Origin of the sequence: Pseudomonas sp. Irchel s3f10 (genome assembly GCF_900187515.1) — a bacterium.
Taxonomy (GTDB): Bacteria; Pseudomonadota; Gammaproteobacteria; order Pseudomonadales; family Pseudomonadaceae; genus Aquipseudomonas; species Aquipseudomonas tensinigenes.
This window is the reverse complement of the sequence record NZ_FYDZ01000001.1, coordinates 310,663-324,945: the sequence shown is the minus strand read 5'-3', so window position 1 is coordinate 324,945 and position 14,283 is coordinate 310,663. Positions and strand designations below refer to the sequence as shown.

Annotated in this window: 15 protein-coding genes; 11 read left to right on the top strand and 4 right to left on the bottom strand. The window is 61.3% G+C overall.

Translation table 11 applies throughout. The annotated features are described in order from the left end of the window. The first annotated feature begins 86 nt into the window (after window positions 1–86). On the top strand, window positions 87–707 hold the full coding sequence (locus CKW17_RS01555) for a LysE family translocator (protein WP_095118399.1): 621 nt from the start codon (window positions 87–89) through the stop codon (window positions 705–707). On the opposite strand, the gene CKW17_RS01550 is transcribed toward CKW17_RS01555, so the two are convergent. Then, window positions 704–1,117, bottom strand: a complete 414-nt coding sequence (locus CKW17_RS01550; protein WP_095118398.1) for a VOC family protein — start codon at window positions 1,115–1,117, stop codon at window positions 704–706. The two genes, CKW17_RS01555 and CKW17_RS01550, sit on opposite strands and share 4 nt — an antisense overlap. Window positions 1,118–1,327: 210 nt before the next feature. Here CKW17_RS01550 and CKW17_RS01545 point away from each other — a divergent pair, with 210 nt between their 5' ends. The 4 genes from CKW17_RS01545 to CKW17_RS01530 all read left to right on the top strand — a co-directional run bounded on the left by CKW17_RS01545 (window position 1,328) and on the right by CKW17_RS01530 (window position 4,739). Further along, complete coding sequence (locus CKW17_RS01545; RefSeq protein WP_095118397.1) at window positions 1,328–2,410, top strand: bifunctional transcriptional activator/DNA repair enzyme AdaA; 1,083 nt, start codon at window positions 1,328–1,330, stop codon at window positions 2,408–2,410. A 32-nt stretch (window positions 2,411–2,442) separates the two neighbouring features. Then, a complete protein-coding gene (locus CKW17_RS01540) occupies window positions 2,443–3,240 on the top strand; it encodes an isocitrate lyase/phosphoenolpyruvate mutase family protein (RefSeq protein ID WP_095118396.1) in 798 nt (265 codons plus the stop codon). A gap of 1 nt (window position 3,241) precedes the next feature. Next, complete coding sequence (locus CKW17_RS01535) at window positions 3,242–3,871, top strand: DNA-3-methyladenine glycosylase (protein WP_095118395.1); 630 nt, start codon at window positions 3,242–3,244, stop codon at window positions 3,869–3,871. Between the two features lie 352 nt (window positions 3,872–4,223). After that, on the top strand, window positions 4,224–4,739 hold the full coding sequence (locus CKW17_RS01530; protein ID WP_095118394.1) for a DoxX family protein: 516 nt from the start codon (window positions 4,224–4,226) through the stop codon (window positions 4,737–4,739). 3 nt (window positions 4,740–4,742) lie between these two features. Here the strand turns inward: CKW17_RS01530 and CKW17_RS01525 are convergent, their stop codons facing one another. Then, window positions 4,743–6,359: a murein L,D-transpeptidase gene (locus tag CKW17_RS01525; protein ID WP_095118393.1), complete on the bottom strand. Its 1,617-nt coding sequence runs from the start codon at window positions 6,357–6,359 to the stop codon at window positions 4,743–4,745. A 151-nt stretch (window positions 6,360–6,510) separates the two neighbouring features. On the opposite strand from CKW17_RS01525, the gene CKW17_RS01520 reads away from it, so the two are divergent. The 4 genes from CKW17_RS01520 (at window position 6,511) to CKW17_RS01505 (ending at window position 9,794) form a co-directional block, all read left to right on the top strand. Further along, entirely contained in the window at window positions 6,511–7,221 is a 711-nt protein-coding gene (locus CKW17_RS01520; RefSeq protein WP_095118392.1) for a murein L,D-transpeptidase catalytic domain family protein, read from the top strand. A gap of 231 nt (window positions 7,222–7,452) precedes the next feature. Further along, window positions 7,453–7,710 (top strand): DUF2790 domain-containing protein, encoded by a 258-nt coding sequence (locus tag CKW17_RS01515; RefSeq protein WP_095118391.1) that lies wholly within the window; start codon window positions 7,453–7,455, stop codon window positions 7,708–7,710. 9 nt (window positions 7,711–7,719) lie between these two features. Next, the gene (locus CKW17_RS01510; RefSeq protein ID WP_016985270.1) at window positions 7,720–8,391 is read left to right on the top strand and encodes a heavy metal response regulator transcription factor; all 672 of its coding nucleotides are present in this window, start codon (window positions 7,720–7,722) and stop codon (window positions 8,389–8,391) included. Then, a complete protein-coding gene (locus CKW17_RS01505; protein ID WP_095118390.1) occupies window positions 8,388–9,794 on the top strand; it encodes a heavy metal sensor histidine kinase in 1,407 nt (468 codons plus the stop codon). Before CKW17_RS01510 ends, CKW17_RS01505 begins: the two co-directional genes overlap by 4 nt. Before the next feature lie 321 nt (window positions 9,795–10,115). On the opposite strand, the gene CKW17_RS01500 is transcribed toward CKW17_RS01505, so the two are convergent. Then, the gene (locus CKW17_RS01500) at window positions 10,116–11,528 is read right to left on the bottom strand and encodes an MFS transporter (RefSeq protein ID WP_095118389.1); all 1,413 of its coding nucleotides are present in this window, start codon (window positions 11,526–11,528) and stop codon (window positions 10,116–10,118) included. 103 nt (window positions 11,529–11,631) lie between these two features. Between CKW17_RS01500 and CKW17_RS01495 the strand changes: the two genes are divergently transcribed. Beyond that, window positions 11,632–12,519 (top strand): LysR family transcriptional regulator, encoded by an 888-nt coding sequence (locus CKW17_RS01495; protein WP_095118388.1) that lies wholly within the window; start codon window positions 11,632–11,634, stop codon window positions 12,517–12,519. On the opposite strand, the gene CKW17_RS01490 is transcribed toward CKW17_RS01495, so the two are convergent. Beyond that, on the bottom strand, window positions 12,516–13,136 hold the full coding sequence (locus tag CKW17_RS01490; protein ID WP_095118387.1) for a cell wall hydrolase: 621 nt from the start codon (window positions 13,134–13,136) through the stop codon (window positions 12,516–12,518). The genes CKW17_RS01495 and CKW17_RS01490 overlap by 4 nt on opposite strands. Window positions 13,137–13,335: 199 nt before the next feature. Here CKW17_RS01490 and CKW17_RS01485 point away from each other — a divergent pair, with 199 nt between their 5' ends. Beyond that, window positions 13,336–14,187 (top strand): CAP domain-containing protein, encoded by an 852-nt coding sequence (locus tag CKW17_RS01485; RefSeq protein ID WP_095118386.1) that lies wholly within the window; start codon window positions 13,336–13,338, stop codon window positions 14,185–14,187. Window positions 14,188–14,283 lie beyond the last annotated feature (96 nt).

Sequence of the window (14,283 nt, the reverse complement as noted above, 5' to 3'; positions counted from 1 at the left end):
GTACCGCGACAGCGCTGCGTGACTGTATGGGTCTGGGCGCGTGGGGGCTGTGATAAAAATATCGTTCTCGTTACTGGAGTGCCGCCATGGATCTCGCCACGCTCATCCTGTTTCTTCCGGCCTGTTTCGCCCTGAACATGGCCCCCGGACCAAACAATCTGCTGTCGGTCAGCAACGCCACGCGTTATGGCTTTCGCCGCGCCTGCACGGCGGGCATCGGGCGGATTCTGGCATTCGCCGGGATGATTGCGCTGGCCGGTGCGGGCCTGTCGGTGGTGTTACAGACCTCGGAATGGCTGTTCCATGCGATCAAGATCGTTGGCGCGGCGTATCTGTTGTATCTGGCCTGGCAGTTGTGGCGGGCCAATCCCGAGGCCGAGCAGCAGGTAACGGGCGCGACCGTTGGTTTCTTTGCGTTGGCACGGCAGGAGTTTCTGGTGGCGGCGGGTAATCCGAAAGCGATCCTTCTGTTTACTGCGTTTTTGCCGCAATTCGTCGACCCGGCGCGCCCGGTGCCGGCGCAGTTTGCGGTGCTGGGCGTGATGTTTCTGCTGCTGGAATGGATCGCCATCAGCGCCTACGCCTGGATGGGCCTGCACATGCGCCGCTGGTTCGCCGAGCCGCGCGGCAAACGGATCTTCAATCGTTGCTGCGCAGGCCTGCTGTCGGCAGCGGCTTCGGTGCTGTTGATGGCCAAACGCGCTTAAGCCTCGGAGGGGCCTTTGAGTTCGACCTGATTGCCGTCCGGGTCGAAGCAATACAGTGACAAGCCGTAGCCCTCGGCACCGAAGCGGCGGGCGGCTTTTTCGACGCTCAGTCCGTGTGATTGCAAGTGTGTAATGAGCGCCACTTCATCAAACGGTTCGATACGCAGGCAGAAGTGATCGACGTTGCGCCGCTCGGTACCGGCCGCTCCGCCGCCCTTGCGGCCGAGTTCGCCTTGCAGGTCGACGAGGTCGATCATCGACGTGCCGGCGCGCAGGTGTATCAGACCCAGCGGTTCGTTGCGCTTGACCACCTCGGCACCGAAGACCTGGTTGTAGAAGTCGATGCTGCGCTGCAGATCCGTGACGCGCAGGACGATGTGATCAATGTGTTGGATGGAAAATGGATGCATCGGGCACACCTCAACAAACGGTAGGAGCTGCCGATAGCGGCGATCTAGGATTTTGGGACGCGGAGCGTCCCGGGCTGCATTCCCACGCAGAGCGTGGGAACGATCAAGATCGCAGCCTGCGGCAGCTCCTACACGGTAGTTCAGAGGATTTGAAAATTCACTGTCGATTTTTCGGTGGAGCCATCGACAAACTGGTTTTACTCTCGAGCCATGAACATACAAACCGCTGTCCTGCCGCCCCACGCCGAAATGGTTCGCGCCATGCTCGAACGCGACACTGCCTATGAAGGCGTGTTCTTCACGGCCGTGAAAACCACCGGGATCTTCTGCCGTCCCAGTTGCACGGCGCGCAAGCCGAAACCGGAGAACGTCGAGTTCTTCGCCCAGGCCGATGACTGCCTGTCGGCGGGCTATCGCGCCTGCCTGCGCTGCAAACCGCTGGACGCCGCCGCCATTGCGCCGGACTGGGTGCAGCGTTTACTCAAAGCCGTGGAGACCGACCCGGAGATGCGTTGGAGCGATGCGCAACTGCTCGCCGAAGGTATCGAGCCGCTGAAGCTGCGGCGCTGGTTCAAGCAGCATTTCGGCATGACCTTCCATGCCTGGTTGCGCACCCGGCGCTTGGGCATGGCGCTGGGCGGGATCAAGCAAGGCACCTCGATTGATCATGCCGCGTTTGATTCGGGCTATGAGTCACTGAGTGGTTTTCGCGATGCCTTTCAGAAGTCGTTCCACATCACCCCGGGCCGCGTCGCCCAGAGTGAACCACTGCTGTTCACCCGGCTGACCACGCCGCTGGGGCCGATGATCGCCATGGCCGAACGGCGTGGCCTGGTGTTGCTGGAGTTTCTCGATCGCCCGGCGCTGACCCGCGAAGTCGAAGAGTTACAGAATCGCTACGGCTACGCGGTCGCGCCGGGGCACAACGCGCATTTGCAGCAGATCGAGCAGCAACTGGCGCAGTATTTCGCCGCCAAGCTGAACACCTTTACTGTGCCGCTGCACTTGCCCGGCAGCGAGTTTGCCCGGCAGGTCTGGTCAGCGTTGCTGCAAATCCCCTACGGTCACACCAGTACATACGGCGCCATCGCCGCCAGTTTGGGCAAACCCGGCGCCAGTCGCGCGGTCGGTCTGGCCAACGGTCACAATCGGTTATCGATTGTGGTGCCCTGCCATCGCGTGATCGGCGCGGATGGCTCGCTGACCGGCTATGGTGGTGGGCAGCCGCGCAAAGCGTTTCTGCTGCGGCTGGAAAACGCCGCCGTGCAGCTCACCCGACAACTGGCATTCTGACCAACCTCATCAACTGACAAGAAGGATTTTTGATGAACGTGCTCGCTACGCAGTTTCACCAGTTGCACCAGCAAGGCCTGTTGATTCTGACCAATGTCGCCGACGCCACCGGTGCGCGACTGGTCGAGCACTTGGGCGGTAAAGCCGTGGCCACCAGCAGTGCGGCGGTGGCCTGGGCCCACGGGTATCCGGACGGCAACGCCCTGCCCCTTGAACGGCTGGTGGCGACGGTGGAATCTATCGCCCGGGTGATCAGCATTCCGTTGACCGTGGATGTCGAGGCCGGGTATTCCGATGACCTCGGGCGCGTGGCCGAAGTGCTCGATGCGGTGATCGCGGCGGGTGCCGTCGGCATCAATATCGAGGATGGTTCTGCGGATCCTGAATTGCTCGCGCGCAAGATCGAAGTGGCGCGACAGGTTGCCGGCAAACGCGATGTGCAACTGTTCATCAATGCGCGCACCGATGTCTATCTGAAAAGCCTCGTCCCGGCCGAAGATCGCGTCGCCGAAACCCTGCATCGGGCGGCGCTGTATCAAGCGGCGGGCGCCGATGGCTTGTTCGCGGCGGGCGTCACGTCGGCCTATGAAATCGAGGCCATCTGCAAGGGCACTGCGCTGCCAGTCAATGTCCTTGGTTTCGCTTGCCTGCCTTCGCCTGAAGAACTGCAAGCGCTGGGCGTGCGCCGCTTGAGCGCGGGTTCCGGCATTGCCGAATTCCTCTATGGCGCGATGGGTGGGCTGGTGAAAAGCTTTCTGGCCAGCGGCAAACTCGACACCCACGATCTCAAGGCCTTCACCTACGGCGAAGTCAACGGCTTGCTGAAATAACATGCCTGATGCCTATCAAGCGGCCAGCGAGTTTCTGGCTGCGCTCGACCCGGACTGGCAGCGTCACATTGCTGCGGTCGGCCCATGCCTGCATCAACCGCATCCGGCGCGCGATCCATACGAGTCGCTGGTGCGGGCGATTGCTTATCAGCAACTGCATGCCAAGGCCGGCGATGCGATTGTCGGGCGCTTGGTGGGGTTGTTTGCGGGTCAGACGTTTCCTCGTCCCGAGCAGATTCTGGCGACGGATTTCGAGCGCATGCGCAGTTGCGGGTTTTCCGCAGGCAAGATCGCGACGATTCAGGGGATTGCCCAGGCGACGCTGGATGGCGTAGTACCGGATTACGCCACGGCGCTGGCGATGGACGATGAGGCGTTGATTGAGCGCCTGGTCAGTTTGCGCGGGGTGGGTCGCTGGACGGTGGAGATGTTGTTGATCTACAGCCTGGAGCGCATGGATATTTTGCCGGCGGATGATTTTGGTGTGCGCGAGGGTTATCGGCGGTTGAAGGGGCTGGAGGTACAGCCTACGCGCAGGCAGATGGTTGAGATTGGGTTGGCGTGGCGGCCTTATCGGACGGTGGCGGCGTGGTATTTGTGGCGGGTGCCGAAACTGCTGCCCTCACCCTAGCCCTCTCCCCGAGGGAGAGGGGACCGATTGGGGGAGATTGGAGATTTACGCCGACTTGAAATAACGCCTGTGAATCCATGATCGAAATAGCGTCTGTGAATCCATGATCGCCAAAACCTGGATCCATAATCGACTGGATCTTTCAGGTCGATGGATGGCACAAGACACCTCGGTCAGTCCCCTCTCCCTCCGGGAGAGGGTTAGGGTGAGGGGCTTTTGACTGTATCGCACTGTATACCCCGAAGCCTCAGACACACCCAACGCACAATCCCCCACCCCGCCGACACATCCCCGATACACCCCGACGCTGAAATACCCCGGTCGATTTCACTCAATTCACCGGAGCTGCACCATGACTACCACCCTTTCAAGCGCCGTCAAACACCTGCACCTGAACCTCGACCGCGCCGGCACGTGGCTCGCGCCTCTGACCCTGCGCCTGTTCATCGCCTGGGAATTCTTCGAGTCCGGGCTGGAGAAATTCAACGGGCAGAACTGGTTCGAAGACATCCAGGACAAATTCCCCTTCCCCTTCGATCGCCTCCCGGCAACGCTGAACTGGGAACTGTCGATGTGGGCCGAGCTGATCTGTGCGCTAGCGATCCTGGTCGGTGTCGGCACACGAATCTCGGCGATCTCGCTGATCGTGGTCACCGTCGTCGCCACCGCCGCGGTGCACTGGCCCGCCGACTGGTCGTCGCTGAGCGAGCTGGCGCAGGGTTATGCGATCACCAATAAAGGCTTTGGCAACTTCAAGTTGCCGGCGATTTACCTTGCGGCGCTGATACCACTGGTGTTCGCCGGCGCTGGCAAGTTGAGCATCGATGCGTGGCTGGCGCAGGTGTTCTGGCACCGCCACGCTCGCTGAGGCTCAATGCGCGCGATCAAGCCCGACGAGCAAGGCGCTGTCGCGACTGTAGATGTCCGGCGAATAGCGCACATGGCCAGCGCTGTCGACCTGTGCCGTCCAGTAAGTCATCAGGATCGGCACCGGCGCCGACAAGCGAAATTCGTGGGTGGTGCCGGTGGCCAGCAGGGTTTCGGTGCGGGCCTTTTCCGCCGGGGTCAGCAGCAGATCGCGCAGTTGCATCGGGTGCTCGACGCGCACGCAACCGGAGCTGAAGGCCCGCGGGCCTTTTTCGAACAGTGCCTTGCTCGGCGTGTCGTGCAGGTACACCGAGAACGGATTGGGGAAGCGGATGACCATTTGCCCCAACGGATTACGCGGCCCGGCGTCCTGACGCAGCATGATGTTGCCGGGGTTGTCCCAGTCGATATCCGCCGCCGCCAGCGGTTGACCGTTGGCGTCGAGCACTTGCAGGTTCTGGCGGCTGAGGAAGGTCTGGTCCTTGCGGATCTCCGGCAGTTTGTCCTCCTTCCAGATGGTCGGCGGCACGGTCCAGGTCGGATTCAGGGTCAGGCGCGTGACACGGGACTTCAGCAACGGGGTCTGGCGTTCCGCGCGACCCACCTGAGTACGCGTCTGCCACACCGGCACGCCGCCCTGATACAGCGTCAGCTCGGCAGCGGCAACGTTGACCAGCAGGCCATTGGGTTCCATGTCCTGGGACATCCAGCGGAAACGTTCGAGGTTGACCCGCAGTTGTTCACGGCGGGTCAGTGGAGTGATGTTGAGTTCGGCAATCGTCCCCGGTCCGACCACGCCATCAGCCTGGAGCGAATGGTTGGCCTGAAAACTCTTCACCGCGTCGACCAGAACGCCATCATACGCATTGCCGGGCGTAGCAATGATCTGAGTCAGATAGCCTTCGCTGTACAGACGCTGAGCCAGTTCCGGCACGCGTTTGTCTTCCATGTCCGGGCGCAGCAGCGGCCCGCTGCCCACCGATTGCCATTGCGGCAAGGCTTTGAGCCGTTGCGCCGCGTACAGCTGACGCAGATCCTGATATTGCGCCAGACGCGGCCGCGCCAGGTCGAACGCAGCGGGAATGTCATGCATGCCCGGTACGGCGATGGCCAACAATTCCGCCTGACGGTCGCGCGGGGTGGCGTCGGCATGCCACAGCGGTTCAAAGTGCGATTGCAGCAGGAGACCGTAGTGCAAATCCTGCAGGGCCTGGAGATAGTTGCGACTGATGTCGATGTCGGCACACAACTCGCCATCCTGCGGCGCCGTGGTCGCGACCGGATAGCGTTTTGGATTGAGACCATCATCGGCCAATAACTGTAATTGTGCCTGCAACATCGGCAATCGAGCAGATTCACTCGCCCACACCGGCATCCAGTCCTGCTGCTGGTAGAACGCCTGCAATTGCGTCAGCGCCGGGCCGTTGAGCTGTGCGGCAATCGCCGGGCACGACTGCGGCAGACTGATCATTACAGCCTGCAACGGACTTTGCGGCTCGACCGGCATCTCGGCCGGTGGCGTTGGCAATGTCTCCAGCGGCGGCAACGGCTCATCGGCACAAGCGACAAACGGCGCAGCGAGCAAACAAATGCTCAAGTAGCATGCGTACTTTTTGAACAACTGCTTTACTCCAATCCATGGCCGTCCAGATGATGGCCAACCTTACATCAGGTGCGCTTGAGAGTCAGGCTCGATCGACGGGCTTGCGGGTATTGACTGGGAGTCAGGAGCCAAAGTGCCAAATAAGTAGCAAGTGAGGACTCTTTATAAAATGTTGACGTTTTTGCGCCGACTTCTGTTGACTGCCACCGCTCTCGTCGTGACCAGTCCCGTTTTTGCCGCCGGCAAACCATCGCCGGTTCTCTTCACCAGCCTCGCGCACGCCGCGCCAGAACTCAATCCCCAAGCGCTGAAAGGTGCATTGAGCGCCATGCAATGCGCGGTCAACAACGGTGCGAAGCCGTCCCGCCACCTGGCGATCATCGACTATTCGCAACCGTCCACCGAACGCCGACTGTGGATCTTCGACCTCAGCAAAAAGAAACTGGTGCTGCGCGATCTGGTGGCCCACGGTTCCAACTCCGGGGAAAACTTCGCTACGCAGTTTTCCAATGTCGAAGGCAGCTACCAGTCCAGCCTCGGCCTGTTCCGCACTCAGGAAAGCTACAGCGGCACCCACGGTTATTCGCTGCGCATGGACGGTCTGGAGCCAGGCTTCAATGACATGGCCCGCGATCGCGCCATCGTCATTCACGCCGCCAGTTATGTGAATCCGTTGTGGAGCAAGAAACAGGGGCGCATCGGCCGCAGCCAGGGCTGCCCGGCGGTACGGCCACAGATTGCCAAACAGGTGATCGACCGGTTGAAGAATGGCCAGTTCATGTTTTCGTGGTACCCGGATCAGCGCTGGCTGAAGTCCTCGCCGTATCTGAACTGCCAGCCGCAGCAAGTGGCGAGCATTCTCAATACCCACGCGAGCTGAACGACCACCACAAATTCCCTGTAGGAGCTGCCGAAGGCTGCGATCTTTTGACTTTGACTTTTAGAAGCAAGATCAAAAGATCGCAGCTTTCGGCAGCTCCTACAGGGAGATTCGCAGTCACTTTCATTACAACTTTGTCATTCAGCTGTCGGTTTGCCGTGCGGATCGCTCGGTAGCCTGAAGTTGTCCCGGCGCCAATGCCGATCAACTTTGACCACTGAGTGACTGACCATGAAAAGCCTCCTGCTCGCCTTCACCGCCCTCCTCGCCACCGGCAGCGTGTTCGCCGCGAACCTGCCCGACACCGCCGTGATTCATGACAAATCCGGCTTCTACGTCCATCTGGATGTCGACAAAGTCCTGTCCAGCACCGATATTTCACAAGCGTGTGGCGTGGTCCCGGCGCAATTGAATTACCTCGACCATCAGGGCCGCGAACATGTGCTGGACTATCAGGTACAAGGCAGCGGCTGCATCAATGACCATTGAGACTGATCGATGAATATTCTGGTTGTCGAAGACGAACCCAAGGCGGGCAATTACTTGCTCAACGGTTTGCAGGAACTGGGTTACAGCGTCAGCCTCGCCCGCGACGGTGCCGACGGTCTGCACCTGGCGCTGGAACACAGTTTCGATGTGATCGTGCTCGATGTGATGATGCCGAAAATGGATGGCTGGGAAGTCCTGCGCCGGTTGCGCAAGGAAGCCGACACGCCGGTGCTGTTCCTCACCGCCCGCGATGACATCGCCGACCGCGTCAAAGGCCTGGAACTGGGTGCCGACGATTACCTGATCAAGCCGTTTTCCTTCGCCGAACTGGTGGCGCGCCTGCGCACCCTGACCCGGCGCGGGCCGATCCATGAAGACGAACAACTGCAAGTGGCCGACCTGCAGATCGACGTGCTCAAGCGCCGTGTGACGCGCGCCGGGGTGCGCATCACCCTGACCAATAAGGAGTTTGCGTTGTTGCAATTGTTCGCCACGCATACCGGGCAGGTGTTGGCGCGTTCGCTGATCGCCTCACGGGTGTGGGACATGAATTTCGACAGCGACACCAACGTCGTCGATGTCGCCGTGCGCCGCTTGCGGGCGAAAATCGATGACCCGTTCCAGCTCAAGCTGATCCACAGCGTGCGCGGCATCGGCTATCGCTTCGATACGCAGCCATGAGTGCCCATCGCCCGCATTCGCTGACCCTGCGTCTGGCGCTGGTGTTCGCCCTGCTCGCCTTCGCCTCCCTGGCCGGGCTTGGTGCCGCGCTGTACAACGAACTGGAGCAACAGTTGATCCGCCGTGATGACATCGCGCTGGTCAGTCGCGTCGATCAGTTGCGCAGCTTCCTCAACGACAGCAACACCCTGGAGCTGATCAAGAACAAACCGGCGCTGTTCCAGAACATGCTCGGCAACCGCGAAGCTCTGCTGACCATCGGCGCACCGGGGCAACCGCCGCTGCTGGTGGTCAACCCGGGCAATCTGAACACGCCGACGTTGCCGGCGGTGCCCATCGACCAGGCGATGACGCTGAAAGACGTGCAGCACCTGCCGAGTGTCGACGGTGTGCCGTTTTCGGCGGTGGCAGCGAGTATCGATTCCGGTGAGCTGGGCAATCTGCAAGTCACCACCGGGCGCCTGATGAGCGAGCGCACGGCGATGCTCGCCAATTACCGTTTGAGTGTTTATGGCCTCGCCTCGCTGGCGGCGCTGTTACTGGCGGTGGTGGGTTGTCTGCTGGTGTATCGCGGATTGTTGCCATTGCGGCGACTGGCGAAACACGCCCACGGTATCGGCGTCGGCAACCTCGGCGAACGCCTCGCCAGCAGCGGTGCGCCACGAGAATTGCAGCCGATGATCGAAGCGTTCAATGCCATGCTTGACCGCCTCGCCACGGGTTTTGCGCAATTGAGTCAGGTGTCCACCGATATGGCTCATGAACTGCGCACGCCGATCAATAACCTGCTCGGCGAAACCCAGGTCGCGCTGCAGCAGCACCGTAGCATCGAGGCCTATCAGCAGTTGCTCGCCTCCAACGTCGAAGAACTGGAACGCCTGACGCGGATGCTCGACAACATGCTGTTTCTGGCGCGCACCGATCCGGCCGGTGCCTTGAGTCAGCGCCAGGAGCTGGATGCGGCGGATGAGATGCAGCGCATTGCCGATTACTTTGAAGGATTGGCGGCTGATGTAGGGGTGAGTATCGAGGCCCGTGGCAGCGGTGTGATCTGGGCCGAGCCGATGCTATTAAGGCGCGCGCTAGCCAACCTGTGTGCCAATGCGATCAAGTACGGTGCGGCGGATTCGACGGTGCAGGTGGAAGCGATTGCCGAGGCGGACGGCAGCTACCTGCGGGTAAGCAACCACGGCACAACCATTGCCCCTGAACACTTGGCGCGGTTGTTCGAACGCTTCTACCGGGTCGACCAGTCACGCGAGCGCTCGGCGCAATCCAATGGCCTCGGCCTGTCGATTGTCGCGACCATCATGCAGTTGCATCAGGGCCGCTACAGCGTCAGCAATGTCGATGGCATCACCTGCTTCGAACTGTTCTTCCCCGCCCGGCAATCTCGGGACTGAACATCACCACTTTTCCCCTGTGGGAGCGAGCTTGCTCGCGAAAGCGGAGTGTCAGTCACCGGAGATGTTACCTCTGCCGGCCTCTTCGCGAGCAGGCTCACTCCCACACTTGATCTCGGTTCGGCCGAAGACCTACTGATCAACCCGATTCACTGTGGGAGCGAGCCTGCTCGCGAAAGCGGAGTGTCAGTCATTGGAGATGTTGGCTGTGCCGGCCTCTTCGCGAGCAGGCTCGCTCCCACACTTGATCTAGGTTCGGCTGAAGATCTACTGATTAACCCGATCCCCTGTGGGAGCGAGCCTGCTCGCGAATGCGGAGTGTCAGTCATTGGAGATGTTGGCTGTGCCGGCCTCTTCGCGAGCAGGCTCGCTCCTACAGTTGAATTGCGCTCGGCTGATGATCAACGCCATGAGCATCAACGCCACCGCAACGCCAAAAGTAATGTGCAGGCCGCTGGCAATGGCGGTTGCAGGGGCTTGCGTCGGATCCCCCGCCGCCAGCGCAAACACCGCGCCCATCACCGCTGCCCCGGTGATCAAGCCGAGGTTGCGCGCCAGCCCGAGCATCGCCGAGACCACACCGCGTTGATCCTGACGCACTCCGGCCATCAACCCGGTGTTGTTCGCCGCCTGAAACAGCGCATAGCCGATGGCAACCACTGCAATCGGCAGCAAATAGGCGGGCAACCCCAGACTCATCGGCAACAGTGCCAGCAAGCTGCAACCGCCGGCCATCCCGAGCAAAGCGCCCGGCACGATTCGTCGCGCACCGAAGCGATCCACCAAACGTCCCGCCGGTACCCCACTCATTGCGGACAACAACGGTCCGATCGATAACGCCACTCCGACCATTGTGCTGCTGAGACCCAAGCCCCGATGCAGGTAAAACGGTCCCACCACCAGCGTGGTCATCATCACGGTTGTCACCAGCAGGGTCAGCGCCAGGCTGCTGCTCAATCGCCGGTCAGCGAACAGTGACAAGCGAATCAGCGGCGCCTTGGCCTTCTTCTCGACCACGACGAACAACCCGAGTCCGCACAGGCTGGCCAGCAACAACGGCAACGTGAAACCTTCGAGCGTCATTGCCAGCGCATAGGCTGCCAGCGTGAAAACCAGCACCGCGCTGCCAGAATAATCGAACGCCATGCGCCGCCCTGCTGCCCGATCCGCCGGCAAATAGCGGTACACCAGCCACGCATTGAGCATGCCCAACGGCACGTTGAGCAGAAAAATTGCCTGCCAGCCGACATGCGTCATCAACAACCCACCCAGCGACGGCCCAAGACTGGTGCCCGTCGCCGACATCGTCGCCAGCAAGCCCATCGCACTGCCCGCCCGCGCCTTGGGTACCGCATCGGCCACCAACGCCACCGTCAAGGCAAACATGATCGCCGCGCCAACGCCTTGCACCGCCCGTGCGCCAATCAGCCAACCGAGTCCCGGAGCCAATGCGCAAGCCAACGAGGCGCTGGTGAAAATACCGATCCCGATCAACAGCAGTCTACGTCGACCGAAGCCATCGCCCAGACGTCCGACACTGACAATCAAAGTGGTGATTGCCAGCAGGTAAGCGAGCACGATCCATTGCACTTGCTGAAACGTCGCATCGAACGCCGTCGCCAGAATTGGCAACCCGGCGTTGGCGATGCTGGTGTCCAGCGATGGCATCAACATCGACAGGGCCAGACTGGTCAGCGCCCAGCGGGCGGGAGTGCTCAGGGGTTCTCGGGGCATGGACGGCTCGCAACGCAAAGGTGATGCGTCATAGCCTGAGCCTCGACAACACGCGGCGCAAGACGCAAGCTTTGCACTCAATACCTGCATGGAACGCCATGTCATGACTGCGCCGGACCTGAACCTGCTGATCACCCTCGACGTGTTATTGCGTGAAGGTAGCGTCGCCCGCGCCGCCAAATGCCTGCGCTTGAGCCCTTCGGCCATGAGCCGCGCCCTCGCCCGTCTGCGCGAAACCACTGGCGATCCGTTGCTGGTGCGCGCGGGTCGTGGCTTGGTACCGACGCCGCGCGCACTCGAATTGCGCGAGCGGGTCAGTCATCTAGTGCAGGAAGCCGAGGCGGTTTTACGCCCTGCCGAAGTGCTCGACCCCGGCCGCTTGCAACGCACCTTCACCCTGCGCAACACCGACGGCTTCGTCGAAACCTTTGCCGCCGCCCTGCTCGCGCGGATCGCCGAAGAAGCACCCGGCGTGCGTCTGCGCTTTGTGCAGAAAGCCGACAAGGACAGCACGCCGCTGCGAGAAGGTCGCGTCGATCTGGAAACCGGCGTGGTCGACGACAGCACCGACCCGACGCTGCACAGCCGCATCCTGTTTCAGGATCAATGGATCGGTGTGGTGCGTGAGGGGCATGCCTTGAGCACGGGGAAAATCACTAGCAAACGCTTCGCTGGCGGCGAGCACATTCTTATCTCACGGCGCGGACGCAGCAGCGGCCCGGTCGACGAAGCGTTACTCGCACTCGGCCTGACACGAGACATCGTCACTTCATTCGGTGGATTCTCGGCGGCGCTGACGCTGGTGCGCGAATCCGACCTGATCGCCACGGTACCGCAGCGGCACACCAGCAAACTGCGCACCGGTCTGCACAGCTTCGCCCTGCCCTTCGCGATGCCGGACATCAGTGTGTCGATGCTCTGGCACCCGCGCATGGATGCCGACCCGGCGCATCGCTGGTTGCGCGAATGTGTGCGGCAGGTCTGCGCTTAACGCGCGTCGCCACCAGCAGGTTTGTAGAAGAGGAATTTTTTCGTTTCAGCGGTTCTGCGGTATTCCTTGGCCCAGCTCGGATGCACATTGCGGTCGTGGAAATACAGCGCGCCGTTGGTGCGATCCTTGAGTTGGCGGTTCAGCGCTTTGCGAGCGATATCCTTGGCCAGCGTGTATTCGGCATCTTCCTTGACCTGATCCGGACGCCCGTCGCACCACCAGGAAAACTGGCAGCTCTTGGTTTCCGAGCCTTGTTTGACGACAGCGCATACCGTGTCGGGGAAGCCTTCGTGGCCGAGGCGATTCATCACCACACTGGCCACCGCTTCCATTTCCGGCGTGTCTTTGCCTTTGGCTTCCCAGTAGATACTACGCGCCAGGCAAGTGATCGGATCATCCAGCGGCGCCGCGCCGGCCGGGTCGACCGCCTGCACTTCGGTCGGGGTGATGGCTTCGGCTTTCGGTGCCGGTGCGGTACTGACTTTGTCCGCCGCTTTTTCTTCCAGCACTTGGGCTTTTTCTTCAGCCTTCGCTTTGATCGGGGCCTGATCGGTGGCCCATGCAGAGCCTGCCAACAGGGTGAATACGAGACAACCCGCCCAGCCTTTCAATCCCATGTCTGTTCTTCCGGCAGCGCCCGATACGGGCAAGGTGTTACGTCGGGGAGACACCCGGTTTCCGGGGCCTTCGGTGAGTGTAGACGGCAAATCCAGAGGCAAAGTTGCGCAGAAAAACCGCTGAATGAAGAAAAAAGACATTGCACTCACCGGGGGCGTTTCGCGCATCATGGGCGCATTCAGCTCAAGGGAGATTTCCATGCGCTTCATGCCATCCGTTTTGCGTCTTGCCGCGTTGTCCGTGGGCGTAGTGTTTGCCATCCCGGCGCTGGCCAGCGATGAGTCGCAATTGATCGAGTCGATCAACAGCTATCGCAGCCAGCCGCAGCGTTGCGGCAGTCAGGCGTCGAATGAACTGCCGCCGCTGTCGGCCGATCCGCGTCTGAGATTACGCGCCACCGGTGCTGTCGATCTGCAACAAGCCATGGCCAGCGCCAGTTATCCGATGGTCAATGTGCAGGCGATCACGCTCAACGGCCCGCGTGATGCGGCATCGGCGATGAAAGCGATTCAGGAAAGTTTCTGTCAGGTGGTGCTGGATCCGCAGTTCGTCGATGTCGGTGTCAGCCGCGATGACCGTGACTGGCGCATCGTATTGGCACGGCCGCTGCTGTCGGCCAAGCTCGGTGATGCACAAAGTGAAGGGCAGAAATTGCTCAGTGAACTCAACGTCGCCCGCAGTCAGGCCCGTCAGTGTGGCGGTCAGGCGTTCGCCGCTGCCGCACCGCTGGCCTGGAACGCGACGCTGGGCACGATCGCCCAGGATCACAGCCGCGACATGGCCAACAACAATTACCTCGACCACAAGGACCGCGACGGCCGCACCCCGGGCGATCGCGCAGAACTCGCCGGTTACAGCGGCCAACTGGTCGGCGAAAACATCGCCGCTGGCCAGGACACCGTGCACAAAGTCGTCGAAGGCTGGCTCGCCAGCCCCGGCCACTGCGCCAACCTGATGAACCCGCAATACCAGGAACTCGGCGCCGCCTACGCGACCGACCCGAAAAGCAGCGCCGGGATCTACTGGACCGCGATGTTCGGCGCGCAGTAAACCCAATCGCAAAAACACCACAATACCTGTGGGAGCGAGCTTGCTCGCGAAGAGGCCATTACCTTCAACATCAATGTTGTCTGACCCACCGCCATC